Source organism: Nocardiopsis exhalans, assembly GCF_024134545.1.
GTDB lineage: Bacteria > Actinomycetota > Actinomycetes > Streptosporangiales > Streptosporangiaceae > Nocardiopsis > Nocardiopsis exhalans.
Genome location: NZ_CP099837.1, coordinates 5,515,170 through 5,534,096, shown reverse-complemented (window position 1 = coordinate 5,534,096; position 18,927 = coordinate 5,515,170). Strand labels below are relative to the sequence as shown.

The following is an 18,927-nucleotide window of genomic DNA, read 5'->3' as shown; positions in this document are numbered from 1 at the left end:
GTGTGCCTCTCGTTGTGGTCCGCGCCCAGAATAGGGCGCGGGTCCTCGGGGTCAGCGAACCGCTGAGCGACTACATCCGCTGGGAGCGCGCCGCCACCCGGTTCAATGACGAGGCCGGGGAGGACATCCGCTGGCTCCCCGCCACCACCCGGCGGTCGAGCAGTACGTCCGGGCCTTCGACCTGTGCGCGCAGAGCGCCAGCCACGGGCCGGAGGCCCGTTCCCTGGTCCTGCGCGCGATCGATTCCCTGGGCGGAGAACAGGCAGGCGTATTAGCATCTATCCACCCGTGCCCGACCACCACCGTTTCCTCCCGTATAGTCGCGCATTCCGCTTTCACCCGCTCTGACCGCTCCCTCATCTGGCTCTGCGAACAGAAGCGACGCCCCCCACCTCTGGAGCGCCCGTGTTCATCACCGCCATCTTGTACGGCAAGCACGACGACAACTCCACCGCAGACGAACACAAACCCGACCGGCCCGTCCCTCCGCCCACACTCGACGACAGCGGGTCCGGCGGAGGCAAGCACGAGAGGGACGACAAGTAGTGATCCCTCCACACGAGAAGCTGGTCGCCCACCTCGTGCAGGCGGGCGACCTGCCCCGGCACTGGCGGACCGCGTTCGAACAGGTCGAGCGGCACCGCTTCCTCCCCGACCGGTTCACTGACCCGGACGGGGACAGCGTGGACCGAGCGAGGGAGGAGGACCGCTGGCTCACGCTGGCCTACGACGACATCCCGGTCATCACCCAACTCGACGACGGTGCCGAGGACGGCCCGGGGTACCCGACCAGCTCCGCCTCCCAACCCTCGATCGTGGCCGACATGCTCCGCCGCCTGGACGTCTTCCCCGGGATGCGGGTTTTGGAGGTCGGGACCGGCACCGGGTACAACACGGCGCTGCTCTCCCACCTGCTGGGGGACAGTGAGGTGACCAGCATCGAGGTCGACGTCGAGCTGGCCGAGCTGGCTCGGATCCGGTTGATGTCGGCCGGGTTCACACCACTGGTCGTCACCGGGGACGGTACCCAGGGCTGGCCCGCCCGGGCCCCTTTCGACCGGGTGATCAGCACCGCCGCCGTCCAACGGGTTCCCTACCACTGGGTGGCCCAGACCAGGCCGGGCGGGAAGATCCTCACCCCCTGGGGCAATGCCTTCCACAACGGGGTGCTGGCCGACCTCCAGGTCGGCTGGGACGGCACGGCGTGCGGGCGCTTCGGTGGTGGCGTGGCCTTCATGTGGGTGCGTGAGCAGCGTGTGCCCAGGCGGGTAGTCGAGACCTACGTCCACCCCGAGCGACAAGGGTTCGAGAGCACGCGCACGAAGCTGCATCCGCATGAGCCGATCGGTGACTTCGACGCGAGCTTCGCCATCGGACTGCGCATGCCCGGCGTGCTGAACCGGGTGGAGTTCACCGAGGGCGAGGAGCAGCGGTTCACGGTGTATCTGGTTGACCCCGAAACGGCCTCCTGGGCGTCCTGGCACATGGCCCCGGATCACCAGGGGGCCGGTTACGAGGTCCGCCAACACGGCCCACGACAGCTGTTCGCCGAGCTGGAGGCCGCCTACCGGTGGTGGCGACGGGCAGGCCGCCCCGAACACGACCGGTTCGGTCTGACCGTGTCGGCCGAGCACCAACTGATCTGGCTGGACAGCGAAACCAACCCCGTCGCCTCCACGCCCTGAACCGAGGCCCCATCGCTGTGGTTGGGCCGCCGCGTCAACCAGATCCACCTGGACGCCGCCCCCTCGGAGCCTCCCGGGCCCTCGCGGGTCAAGCAGCAGTTTCGGGGATGACTCCTGACGGCACCGGCCGTGCCGAGCCCGTCCGGTCTCACGGAGAAGGCAGCGGCACGGCGGTGGCCGACAGAATCACCAGAGTTCGAGCAGGGCGGGGAAGAGCCGGTCCAGGGTTTTGGCGTCGGGGATCTCGGCCAGGCCGGTGGAGGAGGCCACCCAGTAGGAGCCGGTCTTCTCCCCGTACCAGATGATCAGGTGCGGGTTGCGGGCCTGCACGGCGGCGGCCAGGACGTGCTCGGAGCGGTACTCGGCCAGGTGGCCGCCGAGCCGGGGCAGGTGCTGGGCGCGGCGTCGGCGGCAGGAGGGGTGCTCGCAGGCGGTGCAGTAGGGGCCGGTCAGGGGGCCGCGCCGGGGCGGGGTGCGGTGGAGAGGGTCACTGGAGGGTCGGGGTGCGGGGATAGGGTGTGTCACTGATCCTGCTTTCTGGCTTTGAGAGGTCTGGAATTCGGGGTTGTTGGGGGCCCGGGAAGCGTTGCAGCGCTTTCCTGGGCCCTTTTTTCGTGCGTGGGTGTTGCTGTGTGGTGGCTAGCGGTTCAGGTCGGGCCAGGCGCTGTCCTTGAGGTCGTAGGCCAGGAAGAACCAGACGTCGCGGTGTCCGGGGCGGCCGTTGTCGCCCCAGGTGGTGGCCAGGGCGTCGATCATGGCCAGCCCGCGTCCGGCGTCGGTGTCGGGGTTCAGCCCGCCGGGGTCGGGGGTGAGGTGGCGGCGGTCGTGGACGCTGGTGGTGGGGTCGTTGGCGATGCCGTCGTCGCGGCAGGTCAGGCGCAGGCCGTCCCGTTGGCGCTCGCAGACCAGTCGGTAGTCCCGCCCGGGCAGGCCGGAGCGCGAGTGCTTGATGGCGTTGTTGGCGAGTTCGGATCCCATGAGGGTGAACAGGTAGCGGTAGTCGGTGTTGTGCTCGGCCGCGCAGGTGTCCAGGAAGGCCCGCACGAGGGGGAGGAGGAGCGGGGAGGAGCCGAAGTCGTAGCGGCGGGAGGAGTAGTAGGGGCGGTCGGGGCGGCCGTTGAAGTAGTGGCGGTAGGCGTGCGGCACCAGCTCGTTCAGAGCGATGGTCACCTCGGCCATCGGGGGTACGGGGGCGAGTGCGGGCATGACGGACAGACTCCTTACGCAGGCGGAAGCAGCGAGTGGTTCGAGGGAGTGCCCGCTAGGCCGATGACCTTCACGATTTCCCCACGCAGGGAAAGGGGCACAAGTAGCCTGAGCACCAGAGACTCTCTGTGAGACTCCGATCACCGACTACACACAACGCTAGACAGTAGAATCCACTCCGTCAAGTGGATTCTACTAACTATGACAACTTGGGTTAGGCTCCTCCCATGGCCGCTCCCTACAGCCCCAGCGTCCGACGCCGACGCCTTTCCGCAGAGCTCAAGCGGCTTCGCACGGAAACTGGGATGACTCTCAACGAGGTCGCGAAGCACACAGGCATCAGCAGAGCCAACTTGAGCAAGATCGAACAGGCGGAGTCCAAGACGGTTCCTGCCCCGACCTTGAACAAGCTCTTGGACCTCTATAAAGTCGACGACCCTCCCGTACGCGCAGCCATGCACGAACTATCCAAGCTGGCTGGGCTAAAGGGCTGGTGGTCCTTGTACAAGGACCTCATGCCGCAGACTCTCGTCGACTTCGAAGCTGAAGCTTGCGCCATCCGCACCTACGAGGCCCAGGTGATCCCCGGACTGCTTCAGACTCCGGCGTATGCGGATGCCATCTTCCGAGCGAACCGCGTACGGGATGACAGCGAGATCGCCCAAAGAGTGACGGCCCGTATGGCACGGCAGAGCATTCTGAACCGCACCAACCCGCCCACTTACCTGGTGATCATCGACGAGGCAGCTGTTCGCCGCATGGTTGGTTCAGCGAGTGTGATGAGCGAACAGCTACGCCACTTGAGGCATATGGCCGCGCGCGACAACATTGACATCTACGTACTGCCGTTCACTGCGGGCGCTCACACCTCTACCGAGGGCAAGTACCTCATCATGGACTTCCCGGACCCGAGGGATGCGAGCGTCATCTACCTGGAGAGCCCCACCACTACCATGTTTCTTGAGGAAGATGAGCAAATCAGGCTGTACAACGACATGTTCGGCAGCACACAGAGTTGTTCTATGACCCCGGCGCAGAGCCTGGATTTCCTTAACCAGCGGGTTCAAGAGCTAGAAGAGTGAGCACAGTGACCGACCAGATGATGTGGCGTAAGAGCAGCTACAGCGGTGTCAATAACGACTGCGTCGAGGTCGCGCACATCCCCGCGGGCTTCCGGAAAAGCAGCTACAGCGGGCACGACCAGAACTGCGTCGAGGTCGCCGACCTGCCCTGTGGCGCGGCCGTCCGGGACTCGAAGAACCCCGCCAAGGGGCACTTCCCCTTCCCCGCCGCCGAGTGGTCCGCCTTCCTCCGCACCGCTCTCCGCTAAACCCACGAACCCCACACGCGGCTTCGCCAGCAACGACAGGGGGTCCGGGGCGCGCGGATGCTGTTGGTTAATTCCGGGGTGGGGTCTGTGTGCGGCCTGGGTCCTGGGCCTGGGTTTCGGGTTGCGGTTCCCCCGTTTCCCGCCGCTTGATGGTGGCCGTCTGCGCTGCGCGCGTCAAGGTCGTTCGTCCTCGCTTCGCTGCGGGCGCTCCACCTTGACCCGCTTCGCTGCGACGGCGGTTGGCGGCTGTCGGGAAACGGGGGAGGTGTGGTCGGGGTGGCGAACGGGCCCCGAAGGGGCCCAACAGCAACGACCAACCGCGCGGCCTTCGGCCGGTGCCTTCCCCAGCTCTGCGCGAATCGGGTCACGTGTCGCGGCCGGTCATTCGCCCGGACGGAAAAGCGGCAGCGAAAACCCAGGGCTCCCCAGCCCGGCGGGCAACGGGTCGCGTGTCGCGGCCGGTCACTTGTGCCGACGCAATAGCGGCGGCGAGGGTTGGGTTCGGCGCTGTGGTGTTGGCTCTGGGGAAGCCAGGGTGTCCGTAACCTGCGCCTGAGGTTGTCCGCTGCTTCCGAAACCCTCTCATCCCCGATGATCTTGCTACCAGAAACAAGTTCGGCGCCCATTTCGCTTCTGGTAGCAAGATCATCTTTGAAAAGAGGGCCGAAACTGTGCTCGGGGGCCTGGCGAGGGCGCGGTTGTCGTTCGTAGGCAGGCGTCACCGGCCGCGACACGTGGCCCGGTCCGCGCAGGCCTGAGGAGCCCTGGGTCTTCGCTGCCGCTTTTCGTTGCTGACCTTGACCGGCCGCGACACGGCCAGGCGGTGCGCACCGGGCTGGGGAGGGCACCGGCCGAAGGCCGAGGTAGTTGCCGTTGGGTCCCTTGGGCCCCTTGGGGGCCCGTTGGCCACCCCGGACCACACCTCCCCCGTTTCCCGACAGCCGCCAACCGCCGTCGCAGCGAAGCGGGTCAAGGTGGAGCGCCCGGAGCGAAGCGAGGACGAACGACCTTGACGCGCGCAGCGGAGACGGCCACCATCAAGCGGCGGGAAACGGGGGAACCGCAACCCGAACCGCAGGTCCCAGGCCCAGGCCCAGGCCGTACACAGACCCCACCCCGGATGCCCTGCCCGAGCCTGACACAGAGAAGCCTCCCCATGTCAGCCTCTCCGCTTCTCCGGGCCCCAACGCTGCTGATTCGCCAACAGCATCCGCGCGCCCCGGACCCCCTGTTCGGTCAGCCAGTCACTTGATCAAGCAGTCACCCGGTCAGGAGAAGTCCTCGACGTTCTCCTCGGTGACGACCTCCACCGGGACCATCACGGTCTCCTCCAGGCTCTCGCCGTTCGCGGCGGCGATGGCGTTGCGCACCGCTACCCGGCCGATTTCGGCGGGCTGCTGGGCGACGGAGGCGTACAACGTGCCCCCGGTCACCGCCTCCAGACCCTCGGGGGTGCCGTCGAAGCCGATCACCACGGCCTCCTCACCCCGGGAGGACAGTGCGGCGGCCGCGCCGAGCGCCATCTCGTCGTTCTCCGCGAACACCCCGTCGATGTCCCCGTTGCCCTGGAGCATGTTGGTCATCACGTCCAGGCCCTTGGAGCGGTCGAAGTCGGCGGGCTGCTGGGCCACCACCTCGATGCCCGGGTACTCGGCGATGCCCTCCGCGAAACCGGAGCCGCGCTCGCGGCTGGCGGAGGTGCCCGGGGTGCCCTGCAGGACGGCGATCCGGCCCTCCTCACCGAGTGCTTCGGCCAGGGCCTGGGCCGCCAGCCGACCGCCCTCGACGTTGTCGGAGGCCACCAGGGTCTCGACCTCGGCCCCGCTGACCCCGCGGTCGGCGGCGATCACCGGGATGTCGGCGTTGTTGGCGCCGCGCACCGGCGGTCCGGCGGCGTCGGAGTCCACCGGGTTGATCACCATCGCGTCCACCCCGGTGCTGATGAAGTTCTGGATCTGGTCGGCCTGCTGGGAGGCGTCGTCCTGGGCGTCGGTGACCACCAGGTTCACCCCGGCCTCGTCTGCCTCGGCCTGCGCTCCGTCACGCATCTGGAGGAAGAACGGGTTGTTCAGGGTGGACAGCGACATGCCCACTCGGGGGCCGTCGGAGGAGGTGTTGGGGACGAGGAAGCACAGCACACCCACCACGGCCGCCGTGACGGCCGCCGCGACCGCCAGCTGGATCCCGCGTCGGCGCCCGTTGCCACCGGCACCGCCGGAGGCACCGGCACCCGCACCCGAGCCGCCGCCCGCACCGCCGGAACGGCGGCGCAGGGTGTCGAACAGCACGGCGAGCGCGATGACCACACCGATCACGACCTGCTGCCAGAAGGCGGAGACCGAGAGCAGGTTCAGGCCGTTGCGCAGCACCGCCAGGATCAGCGCGCCGATCAGGGTGCCGAAGGCCGTACCCACACCACCGGCGAGGCTGGCGCCGCCGATGACGACGGCGGCGATCGCGTCGAGCTCGTACCCCTGCGCGGCCTGCGGCTGCGCGGAGGCCAGGCGGGAGGCCAGGATGACACCGGCCACCGCCGCGAACAGGCCGGACAGCGCGTAGATGCCCAGCTTCTGGCGCTTGACCCGGATCCCGGACAGCCGCGCGGCCTCCTCGTTGCCACCGATCGCGTACATCGCGCGCCCGGTGAAGGTGCGGCGCAGGATCACGGCGGTGATCAGGCCCATGACGACCATGATGATCACCGGCACGGGCAGCCAGCCGCCCAGCGAGCCGCCCAGCTGGGCCACCGAGTCGGGCAGTGCGATGGGACTGCCCTCGGAGATCACCAGGGAGAGCCCGCGCCCCACCGACAGCATCGCCAGGGTGGCGATGAAAGGCGGAAGCTTGCCGTAGGCGATCAGGGCACCGTTGACCAGACCGCAGGCGGTACCCGTGGCGGCGGCCAGCGGCAGGGCCAACCAGACGGGTACCCCCTCGACCGTGGCCAGGAAGGCCAGCACCGTCGCGGAGAGCGCGGCGACCGAACCCACCGACAGGTCGATGCCGCCCGCGATGATCACGAAGGTGACGCCGAAGGCCAGGATCGCGATGACGGCGGCCTGTACGCCCACGTTGAGCAGGTTCTGCGCGGTGAGGAAGTCGTCGGAGAGCAACGACATGACCACGACCAGGACGGCCAGGGCGGTCAGTGCGCCGTTCTCCAGCAGGAAACGGCGCACGGCGGGCCAGGCTCCGTCGGCCTTCTCCGCGCTGCTGGTCTTCGCTGTGTCAGTGGCCATCGTGGCCCTCCACTCCGTTCGTGTCTGTGTTGCTTCTGGGGGTGGCGGCCAGCGCCAGGGACATCACGGCGTCCTGTGTGGCGTCCTCTGCGGAGAGCTCCCCGGTGACGCGGCCCTGGGCCATGACGAGGATCCGGTCACTCATCCCCAGCACCTCGGGGAGGTCGCTGGAGATCATCAGCACCGCGTGACCGGAGGCGGTGAGCTCGTTGACGAGCCGGTAGATCTCGACCTTGGCGCCCGCGTCGACGCCGCGGGTGGGCTCGTCCAGGATCAGCACCCGGGAGTCGGCCAGCAGCCATTTGCCGATCACGACCTTCTGCTGGTTGCCGCCGGAGAGGGTGCGCACGTGCTGGTCGATGCCGGACATGCGCACGCCCAGCTCACCGGCGATCCGCAGGGCCGAGGCCCGCTGACCGGACCGGTTCACGAAGCCCGCCCGGCTGGTCGGACCCAGGGTGACCAGGCCGAGGTTCTCCTCCACGGAGGCGTCCAGGACCAGGCCCTGGCCCTTGCGGTCCTCGGGGACCAGGCCCAGCCCGGCGTTCATGGCGGCGTTGACGTCGCCGCCGGGCAGGTGGCGGCCGAGGACCTCGACCGCACCCGAGTCGTAGGGGTCGGCGCCGAACACCGAGCGCGCGACCTCGGTGCGGCCCGCGCCGACCAGACCGGCCAGGCCGACGACCTCGCCCGCGCGGACCTCGAGGTCCACGTCCTGGAAGTGTCCGGTGCGGCTCAGGCCGCTGACCCGCAGCAGCGGCTCGCCCGCCTCGGGGCGCTCACGCGGGTACTGCTCGTCGATGCTGCGGCCCACCATCAGCCGCACCAGTTCGTCCTCGGGGGTGTCGGCTTCGACGTGGGCCACCGATCGGCCGTCGCGCAGGACCGTCACACGGTCGGCCAGCGCGGCGATCTCCTCCAGGTGGTGGGTGATGAAGACGATGCCCACACCCTCGCCGCGCAGGCGCCGGGCGATCGCGAAGAGCCGTTCGATCTCCCCGGTGGTGAGCACGGCCGTGGGCTCGTCCATGATCAGGACCCGGGCGTCCAGGCTGAGCGCCTTGGCGATCTCCACCATCTGGAGCTGGGCGATCCCCAGCCCGCGCACCTTGGCGCTCGGGGAGACGTTCACACCCACCCGCTCCAGCAGCGCGGCGGCATCGGCCTCCATGCGGCGGTAGTCGATGAAGCCGAACCGGCGGGGCTGACGGCCCAGGAAGATGTTCTCCGCCACCGTCACATCGGGGACCAGGTTGAACTCCTGGTAGATGGTGGCGATGCCCAGCCGAGCGGCGTCCTGGGCGTCCTTGATGACCACCTCGGCGCCGTCCACCAGGACGCGTCCCCGGTCGGGTCGGTGGGCGCCGGAGAGCACCTTGATGAGGGTGCTCTTACCGGCCCCGTTCTCGCCGAGCAGGGCGTGCACCTCGCCGCGGCGGAGGTCGAAGTCGACGTCGTCGAGCGCGACCACCCCCGGAAAGGCCTTGCGCACGCCCTCGATGCGCAGCAGTTCGTCCGGACTACTCACGTGCGGCTCCTCCGGTCGCGGCTCGGTCGGTCTGGGGCGGTGTCGCGGGCTCGCCGCAGGAGCGGCGCACGACCAGGTGGGCGGGCAGCACGGTCGATGACGTCGGCTCACCCGCGATGAGGGAGGCCAGAGCCCGCACCGCGACCCGCCCCAGTTCGGCGGTGGGTTGGGCGATCGTGGTGATCGGCGGGTCGGTGTGCGAGAACCACGGGATGTCGTCGAAGGCCGCCAGCCCGATGTCCTCCGGCACGCGCAGGCCGCGCGCCGCGATCGCGTCGAGGGCGCCCAGCGCCATGAGGTTGTCGGTGGCGAAGACGACGTCGGGGGGCTCGGGCAGGTCCAGGAACCGCTCGGTGGCCAGCCGTCCGCTCTCGGCCTGGAAGTCGCCTCGCCCGATGTAGGCCTCCGGCAGCGGGATTCCGTGTTCGGCCAGCGCCTCGCGGAAGGCGTCGATGCGTTCGCGGCCGGTGGTCGTGGCCGTGGGCCCGGTGATCACGGCGATCCTGCGGTGGCCGAGGGAGTGCAGGTGGTCGACCAGGTCGCGGATGGCGTCCCGGCCATCGGCGCGCACCACGGGTGCGTCGGCTCCGGGGATCCAGCGGTCCACGAAGACCACCGGGGTCGGGCCAGCCGCGGCTTCGAGGGTCATGGGGGAGCGGCCGTCGGCGGGGGAGACGAGCAGCCCGTCGATGCGCCGCTCCAGCAGTCCGCGGACGTGGTGGTCCTCCAGGTCGGCCCGCTCGTCCGCGTTGCCGATGATCACGCTGTACCCCAGGGCCCGGGCTTCCTCCTCCACCGCTCTGGCGAGTTCGGTGAAGTACGGGTTGAGGACGTCGCTGATGACCAGGCCGATGGTGCCGGTCCGGTCGGTGCGCAGGGAGCGCGCGACGACGTTGGGCCGGTAGCCGAGCGACTCGACCGCCGCGAGGACCCTCTCCCGAGCTCCGTCGCTGACCGACGGATGCCCGTTGAGCGCCCGGGAGACCGTGGCCACGGACAGCCCTGACTCCGTGGCGACGTCCTTGATGCTCACCAAACCCGCTCACCTCCTCCTGTCACCTGCGGCTACCTGCCGCTGCCGCACCGCATGGAAACGTTTACATGGTTGAAAACGATTACATCATGCGTCATGACCACAGGGATTCACAAGTCCGCCGGGTGAGGAAATGTCATCCGAGTCGTCCGGCCCGCGAGCGGGCCCCTGGCCGTGACCGGCCTGGTCAGCCGACCGGTTCGTCGATCCAGGCGCGGTCGCTCCCGCCCACGGACAGGAACAGGGCCAACCGCTCGGCCTGTTCGACGACCTCGTCCTGTTCGCTCCTGTGCAGCGGCCGCAGCGGGGTGACGGCCACGACGCCGTCCTGCCCGGTGCGCCAGGTGGCGGTGACGCGGCCGTCCACCAGCACCACGCGTTCACCCGCGACCGACAGGCCCCGGTGCTCGTCGTCGATGATCCTGCTCCGGTAGTGGTAACCGGGCACCGCGTTGTCGAAGGCGGGCAGGAAGCGCACCGGGGCCTCGGTCTCGGGGTCCGGGCGCGGAGCGTCGGGCAGGTCCAGCAGTTCGCGGCCGCGCTGGTCGCGGAAGGAGACGAGCTCGGGGCGGACCGCGGCCACCGCCGCGGGCAGTCCGGCCAGCCCGCACCAGGAGCGCAGGTCGGTGGAGGTCGCGGGGCCGTACGCGGCGAGGTAGCGCCGGACCAGCGCCTGGCCGACCGGGTCGACGCCCTCCGGGCCCTCCGGCGCGAGCGGGTCGATCTCCCGGCCCAGCCAGGACGAGAGCAGGACGTTACGCACCCCGCCCCTGGCCCGCCAGAGGCCGCGCGGCGGGGCCTGCGCGACGGGCAGCAGCGCCGAGACCAGCATCTCGCCCAGCGGCCGCCTGCCCACCGCGGGCCAGCGCTCGGTGAGCGCGGTGACCAGCTCGCTCATGCTGCGGGGCTCGCCGTCGGACATCACCGCGCGGCCCGCCGCGGCGAGCTCGGTCAGGTCCACGTCCTCGAGGTCCTCGCGGTACACGCCCATGACCTTCTGGCGCAGCATGGCGTCGAACCGCGAACGCCAGGCGAGGGCGTCCTCGGCGGTGATCAGGTGCACGGTGCGCCGCATGAGGTGGACACGTACCGCGCGGCGTTCGGTCAGCAGGTCCGAGAGCTCCACCGGGTCGAAGGAGCGCAGACGCGACCAGAGCCCCACGAACGGCTCCTGCGGTTCCTGTGCCTGGATTCCGCCGAGGCGGGCCACGGTGTCCAGGGGTGACAGGTCGGTGGGGGCCAGCAGCGCCTGCCGGGCCAGGGTGGCGCGGTTGAGCGCCCGGTCGTCCAGCACGGGCGAAGTCTTGGTGGGCATCGTGTGTTCCTCTGTTCCGGTTGCTCCAGGAGCACCCTCGCAGAGGTGGAGGTCAGATCCTGTCCTCTTGGCCGGTTCCCGTGGCCCGAGTGCTGCGTCCCGTGTCCCGGGGCCGCCCGGCCCGGGGCCGGGGTCAGTCGGGTGGGGCGGGTGGGGCGGTGCCCTCTCGGGTGCCGAATCCCGACCTCCGCCCCCCACCTCGCCCCCGCCGGGTAGTGAAGACAGCGGCGGGCCCCCGAGGGAGCCCGCCTGTGGTGTGTGTCGGAAGCCGCTGTCAGTCCGACCGGGGTGGTTCCCCGACCGCCGGTACCCCGGTGTGGTCGTGGTGTTGGCACACGGTGCTGTCCGGCTCGGTGCGCAGGTCGCGCAGGAAGCTGACGACCACGCCCACGATCACTACCAGGAAGGGTGCCGAGGCCACGATCACGGTCTGTTGGAGCGCACCCAGGCCGCCCGAGAGCAGCAGGATGATCGCCAGGGCACCGGTCACCGCGCCCCACAGCAGCAGGATCGGGGTCCGCGGCCGGATGGAGCCGTGGGTGGTGAGCATGCCCAGCACGTAGGTGTTGGCGTCCGCCCCGGAGACGAAGAAGAGCACCGCCAGGATCACCACCAGAGTCGCCGTCACCACGGGGAGCGGGAACTCGGCCAGGGTGGCGAAGAAGGCGCTGTTCAGGTCGGCCGCCGTGGCGCCCGCGATGTCCGTGCCCTGGTTCATGTCCAGCTCGATGGCCGTACCGCCGAAGACCGAGAACCAGGCGAAGAAGGCCAGGCTCGGCATGCCGAGGACGACCAGGATGAACTGGCGGATGGTGCGGCCGCGCGAGATACGCGCGAGGAACAGGCCGACGAAGGCGCCCCAGGACACCCACCAGGCCATCATGAAGTAGGTCCACCCCTGGAGCCACTCGGTGTCACCGAAGGCCGGACCGCGCAGGCTCATCAGCAGGAAGTCGCCGCCGTACTGGCCGAAGGACTCCAGGAAGAGCGAGATCAGGAACGCCGTCGGGCCCAGGAACAGCACGAACAGGAAGAGCACCGCGGCGACGGAGAGGTTGATCTCGCTGATGTAGCGGATACCGCGCTTGATACCGGAGGCGGCCGAGAGGCTGAACAGCACCGTGACCGCGACCACGATGACGACCTGGGTGGTGGTCCCGGTGGGCGTGCCCAGGATCCGGTTCAGACCGTTGTCGATCTGCAGGGCCCCCAGCCCGAGCGACGTGGTGGTGCCGAACAGGGTGGCGAAAACCGTGAAGACGTCGATGGCCTTGCCGACCGGCCCGTCGGCGTGCCGTCCCAGCAGCGGCCGGAACAGGGCGCTGACCAGGCCGGGCCGCTGCTTGCGGTGCATCGAGTAACCCAGGGCCAGGCCGAAGACCGCGAAGATCGCCCAGGCGTGCAGGCCCCAGTCGAAGAAGGAGTACTGCAGTGCCAGGACCGCGGCCTGCGGGGTGCCCGGCTCGGCGAGGCCGTGCGGGGGAGCGGTGAAGTGCGAGATCGGCTCGGCGATGCCGTAGGAGACCAGGCCGATGCCCATCACCGTGCACAGGATCATGGCGATCCAGGTGTGGGTGGCGAACTCGGGGCGGTCCTCGTCCGAGCCCAGCCGGATCCGCCCGAACCGGCTGCAGGCCAGGCCGACCAGCAGCGCCAGCAGGATGAGCGGGAGCAGCAGGTACGCCCAGCCGAAGCCGGAGGTGACCCGGTTCAGGGCGGCGTTCATCGTGGCCATCTGGTGCTCCGGGGCGAGGACGCCCCAGACCACGAACAGTGCCGAGAGCGTCAGGGAGGCCCAGAAGACCACCCCGACCCTTCCTCCTCCGGTCGTGACTTCCGGTCCGTCCGGTTCGGCTTGTTCGTCTGTGCTCGGGCCATGGGTGGCTTGCAAGGAAGTGGACCGCCTGTTTTTCGGTGGATGCTGGAGAGCCTGCCTGTGGCGCGCACGGCGGATGGCGCGAAGCTGTGCGAAGAACCTGTGTGCCGTGCGAAGAATCAGCCGGTCGGTGTCAAGGCGAACGTGACGGATCCCAAGGGGGGAGCAAGCGCGGTGGCGAATGGAACTCCGCGGAACGGTCGGAAACCGGCGGAGTACGGCACCCGCACACCGAACCCGCGTGGGGCGAACGGCGGATGATCCAGCCGTCCGGGCCGCGGGGTCGGCAGAAGCCTCTGACGAGCGTACTCGCACGTGGGGGCAGGGATACCACCCCGAGGTACGGGAGTCGGGTCACATTTTCCGGGGAGGGGCAGCCTGCGCGGACGTCATCGAGGGCGCCGGGAAACCGGGTCGCTCGGGCCGCGGGGCTGCCGGGTTCGGGCCCCGACCGCGAGCGGTGGGCGATTCTGCTGGGGCTCTACCGCTGACCAAGGCTTAGACGGGCTTTAGCCCTTGCTCTGAGTATGGCTGTCGACATGGGGCGAAGAGTTCGCGTGCCCCGATTTCCGTCGTGAAACGGAGAACCGATGACCACCGACGGTGTGCGTCTCCTGGCGGTAGGGACATCTCTGCCCGGCGCTCCTGTTGACAACGCCATGCTCGCCCGCCACTTCGGCCAGGACGCGGTCTGGGAGCAGTGGATCGAAGCCTTCATCGGCACCGATACCCGCCACCTGGCCATCGATCTGGACTCTGGCGGACTCCTCTACACTCTCGCGGACCTGGCCGAGACCGCTGGGCTGCGTGCTCTGGAAGCGGCAAACCTGGGCCCCGGGGACATCGACGTCGTGGTCATGGGCACTGCCACCCCGGACGCCCTCATGCCCGCCACAGTGAACATGGTCGCTGACCGACTCGGTATCGACGGGGTCCCCACCTACCAGCTCCAGTCCGGGTGCACGGGTGCCTTCCAGGCGCTCGATGTGGCACGCAACACCCTGCTCGCTGGACACCGCAACGCACTGGTCCTCGGCGGGGACGTGTGCACTCGCATCTTCGGCGCCGACACCGACCTGACCGCCCTCGCCCCCGAGGAACTGGTCAACATCGTCTTGTTCGGCGACGGTGCTGGGGCCGCGGTCCTCACCACCGAGGACCGGCCCGGGGCCCCGATCCTGCACCCCGTGTCCACGCGGCTCGTCGGCCTTGGCCGCACACCGGGGCAGGTCCTCGAATGGTTCACCAAACACGAACGGGGAGACGATCGGCCCCCGGTCACCGAGGACTACAAGAGGATCGAGGAACTCGTCCCCGAGCTCGCGGAGGACATGCTCGCCGCCATCGTCGACGACCTCGGCTGGAAACGCGAAGAGCTCGACTACCTGTTGCCCCCGCAGCTCTCCGGTCGGATGACCAGGCGGATCACGGACCGCCTCGGGGTGCCGTCAGCCACCGAGGTCAGCTGTGTGAGCGAAACCGGAAACACCAGCAACTCCCTTCCCTTCCTCCAGATCGAACGACTCCTGCCCCGGCTGCGGGCGGGAGAACGCGCTGTCGCTGTCGCTGTCGAATCCAGCAAGTGGATCCGCGCGGGCCTAGCACTGGAAGGTGTCTGAGAATGGTTCCGCCCCATGACGCCGACGCGCCCCAACAGCCGGTCTCGCCGGACACCGAATTCCGGGACCTCAACCGGTCGGGGCGCCTGGTCTCTGACTACCATCGCCTGCCCGGCATCCTCTCCCGGATGGAGGACGCGGAAATCCGCCGCTCCGCCCCCCAGCTCTCCCGCATTGATCCGGATGAGGTGCGGCGGGCTCACCCTGACATCCCCGCCGTGAGGATCGCCGTCACCGGGCACAGCACCCTCTCGGCGCTGCCGGGGCTGCTCACCGCCGAGCTGGCCCGGCACGGCCTGCTCGCTGACACACACCTGTCCGACTTCGACTCCTACGTGTTCGACCTACTCACCCCGGACAGCGCCTTCTACTCTGCTCGGCCGGACCTCGCCCTGTGCGTACTCGACCCCACGCTCGTTTTCGACGAGGTCCCTGTCCCCTGGAGGGTCGACGACGTCCAGGCCGTCCTCGACGCCAAACTCGACCTCCTGGATCAGCTGGTCTCACGTTTCACGTCCCACTCGGACGCCACCCTGGTTCTCAACACCCTCCCCCTTCCCCGCCGCTTCACCGCGCAGCTCCTCGACCACCGGTCCCGGGCCAGACTCGGCGCCCGGTGGCGCACGGCCAACGCCCGGCTCCTCGAACTCTCCGACCGACACCCCTCTGTCGTCGTCATCGACCTCGACCCCCTACTAGCCGAAGGCGTTCCGGCCGCTGACGACCGGCTCGGCACCTACACCAGCACCCACCTGTCGCCGGAGCTGACCGCCGCCTACGCCCGGGAAGCCGGGCACCTCGCCAGAGCGGTGTCGGGGAGGGCGCGCAAGGTCCTGGCCGTCGACCTGGACGGAACCCTGTGGGGCGGCATCCTCGGAGACGACGGGGTCGAGGGCATCGAAGTGGGGGACGGCCTGCGCGGTGCGGCCTTCGCCGCCTTCCAACGCGCCGTCAAGCAACTCGGCTCCCAGGGGGTGCTGCTCGCCGCGGTCAGTAAGAACGATCCCGAACCCGTGGCGGAAGCCCTTACCGGGCACCCCGGCATGGTGCTGGCCGAGAAAGACTTCGTGCGGGTCAGTGCCAACTGGCGACCCAAGCACGACAACCTCATCCATGTGGCCGAGGACCTCAACCTCGGACTGGACTCCTTCGTGTTCGTCGACGACAGCCCGTTCGAACGCGGTCTGGTCAGACGGGAACTGCCGGGCGTGGCCGTTGTCGACATCGGTGCGGAACCCGCCCTGCATACGGCGAGTCTCCTCCGCGACGGCTGGTTCGACCAGATCGAACTGAGCAATGAGGACGGCCAGCGCACCGCGCGCTACCGAGAGGAACTGGACCGCAAGGACTTCCTCGCCACGTTCAGCTCCCTCCAGGATTACCTGGAGGAACTCCACGTACAGGTGCGCCTGTCCGAAGCTGAGGACAAGGACGTCCCCCGGCTCTCCCAGCTCTCCCAGCGCACCAACCAGTTCAACGTCACCACCGTCCGGTTGAGCCCAGCCGACGTCCGTTCCCGGATGGCCGCCGAAGACACCCGGGTCCTGGTCATCCGCTCAGCCGACCGCTTCGGCGACAACGGCGTCGTCGGAGCGGTCTTCCTCGATTGCGGCACCGATGAGTGGCACATCGAGAACTTCCTGCTCAGCTGCCGGGTCTTCTCCCGGGGGATCGAACAGGCCTGTGTGTCCCGGCTGCTCACCCACGCGATGGCCAGCGGTGCCCGCGCCGTCACCGGCGCCTACCGGCCGACCGCCAAGAACGGCAAGGTCGCCGAGTTCTATCCCGGCCAAGGGTTCTCGGTATCGGCGGAGGACGGCGTCTGGACCCGCTTCCGGCACGACCTGACCGTGATCGCTCCGCCGCCCGGCCACATCACCCTGACCACCGACTTCGGGAAGCACGTATGACCTCCGATGACTTTCTCACGCTGATCCGGGATGACCTGGGACTGAACGTGACCGGTGACGACCTCGACCGTTCCTTCGACGAGATCCCCGGGTGGGACTCGGTTCTCCTGCTGACCCTGCTGACTTCGCTCGAAGGCAGCACAGGCAGGCCCGTCTCCCTGCCTGACGTCCTAGAGGCGCCGCACCTGCGGCGTGTCTACGAGCTGGCGGTGACTGAATGAACGTCTCCCCGCTGGCCCGGCAACGCGGCCACACCCTTTTCTTCTTGGAGGAGATCCGTTCACACTCCCCGGTCTTCCTCGACACCGAGGTCGACATGGCACGCGTCCTGGCTCACAAGGAGGACGCACGAGCCCGGGGCGAACGCTTCTCCGTGGTCTCCTACGTCCTGCGCGCCGCCGGGCGCACCCTCGCCGAACACCCCGAGGCCAACGCCGCCATATCGGGCCGGATCCGACCCAAGGTCGCCCGGTTCGATCAGGTCAGCGGCAAACTCACACTGGACAAGACCATCGGCGGGCACAGAGCGGTCGCCGCTATCGTTCTCCACGGCCTCGAACACGCCCCGCTGCCCGAAATCCAGCGCCATGTCGACTCCGCCCGTGACAGCGAGCCGGACACCACACCCCAGTTCTCCTCCCTGCGCGCCCTGCACCGTCTGCCGCTGTGGCTGGGCAGATGGGCTTACCGAGGCGCGGTCCGACCGCTCCGCAAGCGGGCCGAGGTCAACGGCACCTTCGCCGTGACCTCCCTGGGACACCGTCCCGTCGACGGCTTTCATTCGGTCGGCGGCACCACCCTCACGTTCGGTGTCGGCCGCGTCCTGGACCGGCCGGTGGTCCGCGCCGGTGAAGTCGGGGTGGCCCCCGTCATGAGACTGAACATGGCCTTCGACCATCGGGTGATCGACGGGGCGGAGGCCGCGGACGTCCTTGCCGATGTCCGCCAGCACCTGGAAGAGGCCCGCGACCTCGACACGGAGGGCCCCGCCGCCGCGGCTGCCCCGGCCCGTCGGCACGCCACCGAGGACACCCGACGGAAGGGCACTGTGTGAACGACATCGGGGAACTCAAACGCTTCGTCGGCGTGCACGCCCGCGCGCAGGGCATCGACTCCCTGGCGCCGCGCGTTCTGAAACGGATCCGTCATGACGGAGACGGAGATCCGGGTTCCTGGGTCGGGGAATGGAGTGACGAGGCCGAACGCTTGGCGGAACAGGGCCGCTTGCTCGACGCGAGCCGACTGTTCACCATGGCGCGCTTCCCCTATGTCGACGGTCCGGCCCGGCAGAAAGCCCTTGACGGCGCCGTGGCCGCTTTCGACAGCTGGCGACTCCAGACCGGCGGTATCGACGAACTGCGGGTCGAACTGCCCGAGGGCGGTGTCCGCTGCTGGACGACCGGTTTGTCCACCACCGATCGCAAACCGCTTCTGTTGTTCATGGGCGGCATCGTCAGTACCAAGGAACAATGGGCGCCCGCCCTGACCGCTATCGGTCGGCTCGGTCTGGCGGGGGTCGTCGCCGAGCTTCCCGGCGTGGGTGAGAACACCCTTCCCTATACCCCTGAGAGCCATCGGATGATCTCGGCCGTCATCGATGCGGTAGCCGACAGAGCCGACACGGACCAGACGTACGCGCTCGCGCTCAGTTTCAGCGGCCACCTGGCCCTGCGTTGCGCGGGCGAGGACCCCCGCATCAGAGGAATAGTCACCGCGGGGGCACCGGTCCACCACTTCTTCACCGACCGGGAGTGGCTCTCCCGAGTCCCTGACGTCACCCTGGACACCCTCAGCCATCTCACCGGGATCTCCCGGCCCACTCTGCCGGATCGGCTGCCCGAGTGGGCGATCCCCGCCCAGCGGCTGGGGGAGGTGACCGTCCCGGTCGCCTATTCCGCGAGCCTGCGTGACGAGATCATCCCGCGTTCGGACCTCCTTCACCTCCGCCGCCACCTGGCCCGGCTATCGGTCGTGCAGAACGACGACGTCCACGGTTCCCCCCGGCACGTCGCCGAAACCCGCCTCTGGAGTATCTCCAGTGTCCTGCGCATGCACGGGGGCCGCCTTCCCCAGCGCGCGGCCATCGCGCTCGCCCTGGCCGCGGCGGGTCTGCGCCGGAGAATCACCAACCGCGGCTGAACGAGCAGATGAGCGGTCGAACCGGTGGCCGCCCTGACCCCCGGGCG

At 69.1% G+C, this 18,927-nt stretch carries 17 protein-coding genes; 10 read left to right on the top strand and 7 right to left on the bottom strand.

What is annotated here, in order from left to right:
• Window positions 1–2: 2 nt before the first annotated feature.
• The 3 genes from NE857_RS34585 (at window position 3) to NE857_RS24430 (ending at window position 1,685) form a co-directional block, all read left to right on the top strand.
• Entirely contained in the window at window positions 3–275 is a 273-nt protein-coding gene (locus NE857_RS34585) for a DUF6879 family protein (RefSeq protein ID WP_344012221.1), read from the top strand.
• 130 nt (window positions 276–405) lie between these two features.
• Window positions 406–546: a hypothetical protein gene (locus NE857_RS24435; protein ID WP_254417828.1), complete on the top strand. Its 141-nt coding sequence runs from the start codon at window positions 406–408 to the stop codon at window positions 544–546.
• A complete protein-coding gene (locus NE857_RS24430) occupies window positions 546–1,685 on the top strand; it encodes a methyltransferase domain-containing protein (RefSeq protein WP_254417827.1) in 1,140 nt (379 codons plus the stop codon). The genes NE857_RS24435 and NE857_RS24430 overlap by 1 nt, the downstream gene beginning before the upstream one ends.
• Window positions 1,686–1,871: 186 nt before the next feature.
• Here the strand turns inward: NE857_RS24430 and NE857_RS24425 are convergent, their stop codons facing one another.
• Together NE857_RS24425 and NE857_RS24420 are read right to left on the bottom strand one after the other, a co-directional pair.
• On the bottom strand, window positions 1,872–2,210 hold the full coding sequence (locus NE857_RS24425) for a hypothetical protein (RefSeq protein ID WP_254417826.1): 339 nt from the start codon (window positions 2,208–2,210) through the stop codon (window positions 1,872–1,874).
• Window positions 2,211–2,324: 114 nt separating this feature from the next.
• Entirely contained in the window at window positions 2,325–2,891 is a 567-nt protein-coding gene (locus NE857_RS24420; RefSeq protein ID WP_254417825.1) for an ATP-binding protein, read from the bottom strand.
• A 227-nt stretch (window positions 2,892–3,118) separates the two neighbouring features.
• On the opposite strand from NE857_RS24420, the gene NE857_RS24415 reads away from it, so the two are divergent.
• Window positions 3,119–3,973 (top strand): helix-turn-helix domain-containing protein, encoded by an 855-nt coding sequence (locus tag NE857_RS24415; RefSeq protein ID WP_301184249.1) that lies wholly within the window; start codon window positions 3,119–3,121, stop codon window positions 3,971–3,973.
• 17 nt (window positions 3,974–3,990) lie between these two features.
• Window positions 3,991–4,221 (top strand): DUF397 domain-containing protein, encoded by a 231-nt coding sequence (locus NE857_RS24410; RefSeq protein WP_425572140.1) that lies wholly within the window; start codon window positions 3,991–3,993, stop codon window positions 4,219–4,221.
• A 1,268-nt stretch (window positions 4,222–5,489) separates the two neighbouring features.
• Here NE857_RS24410 and NE857_RS24405 read toward each other — a convergent pair.
• The 5 genes from NE857_RS24405 to NE857_RS24385 all read right to left on the bottom strand — a co-directional run bounded on the left by NE857_RS24405 (window position 5,490) and on the right by NE857_RS24385 (window position 13,143).
• Window positions 5,490–7,460: an ABC transporter permease/substrate-binding protein gene (locus tag NE857_RS24405; protein WP_254417823.1), complete on the bottom strand. Its 1,971-nt coding sequence runs from the start codon at window positions 7,458–7,460 to the stop codon at window positions 5,490–5,492.
• A complete protein-coding gene (locus NE857_RS24400) occupies window positions 7,450–8,988 on the bottom strand; it encodes a sugar ABC transporter ATP-binding protein (RefSeq protein ID WP_254417822.1) in 1,539 nt (512 codons plus the stop codon). The genes NE857_RS24405 and NE857_RS24400 overlap by 11 nt, the downstream gene beginning before the upstream one ends.
• Window positions 8,981–10,024, bottom strand: coding sequence for a LacI family DNA-binding transcriptional regulator (locus tag NE857_RS24395; protein WP_254417821.1), 1,044 nt, complete (start codon window positions 10,022–10,024; stop codon window positions 8,981–8,983). The genes NE857_RS24400 and NE857_RS24395 overlap by 8 nt, the downstream gene beginning before the upstream one ends.
• 184 nt (window positions 10,025–10,208) lie before the next feature.
• Window positions 10,209–11,336 (bottom strand): winged helix DNA-binding domain-containing protein, encoded by a 1,128-nt coding sequence (locus NE857_RS24390; RefSeq protein ID WP_254417820.1) that lies wholly within the window; start codon window positions 11,334–11,336, stop codon window positions 10,209–10,211.
• Window positions 11,337–11,610: 274 nt separating this feature from the next.
• Window positions 11,611–13,143 (bottom strand): BCCT family transporter, encoded by a 1,533-nt coding sequence (locus NE857_RS24385; RefSeq protein WP_254417819.1) that lies wholly within the window; start codon window positions 13,141–13,143, stop codon window positions 11,611–11,613.
• A gap of 659 nt (window positions 13,144–13,802) precedes the next feature.
• Here NE857_RS24385 and NE857_RS24380 point away from each other — a divergent pair.
• Genes NE857_RS24380 through NE857_RS24360 form a run of 5 tightly spaced genes read left to right on the top strand, consistent with a single transcriptional unit; the run spans window position 13,803 to window position 18,880 of the window.
• Window positions 13,803–14,831 (top strand): 3-oxoacyl-ACP synthase III family protein, encoded by a 1,029-nt coding sequence (locus tag NE857_RS24380; protein WP_254417818.1) that lies wholly within the window; start codon window positions 13,803–13,805, stop codon window positions 14,829–14,831.
• Window positions 14,832–14,833: 2 nt separating this feature from the next.
• Entirely contained in the window at window positions 14,834–16,741 is a 1,908-nt protein-coding gene (locus tag NE857_RS24375) for an HAD-IIIC family phosphatase (protein WP_254417817.1), read from the top strand.
• A complete protein-coding gene (locus NE857_RS24370; protein ID WP_254417816.1) occupies window positions 16,738–16,962 on the top strand; it encodes a phosphopantetheine-binding protein in 225 nt (74 codons plus the stop codon). Before NE857_RS24375 ends, NE857_RS24370 begins: the two co-directional genes overlap by 4 nt.
• Window positions 16,959–17,795, top strand: coding sequence for a 2-oxo acid dehydrogenase subunit E2 (locus NE857_RS24365; RefSeq protein ID WP_254417815.1), 837 nt, complete (start codon window positions 16,959–16,961; stop codon window positions 17,793–17,795). Before NE857_RS24370 ends, NE857_RS24365 begins: the two co-directional genes overlap by 4 nt.
• Window positions 17,792–18,880, top strand: a complete 1,089-nt coding sequence (locus NE857_RS24360) for an alpha/beta hydrolase (RefSeq protein ID WP_254417814.1) — start codon at window positions 17,792–17,794, stop codon at window positions 18,878–18,880. Before NE857_RS24365 ends, NE857_RS24360 begins: the two co-directional genes overlap by 4 nt.
• The last annotated feature ends 47 nt before the right edge of the window (window positions 18,881–18,927 follow it).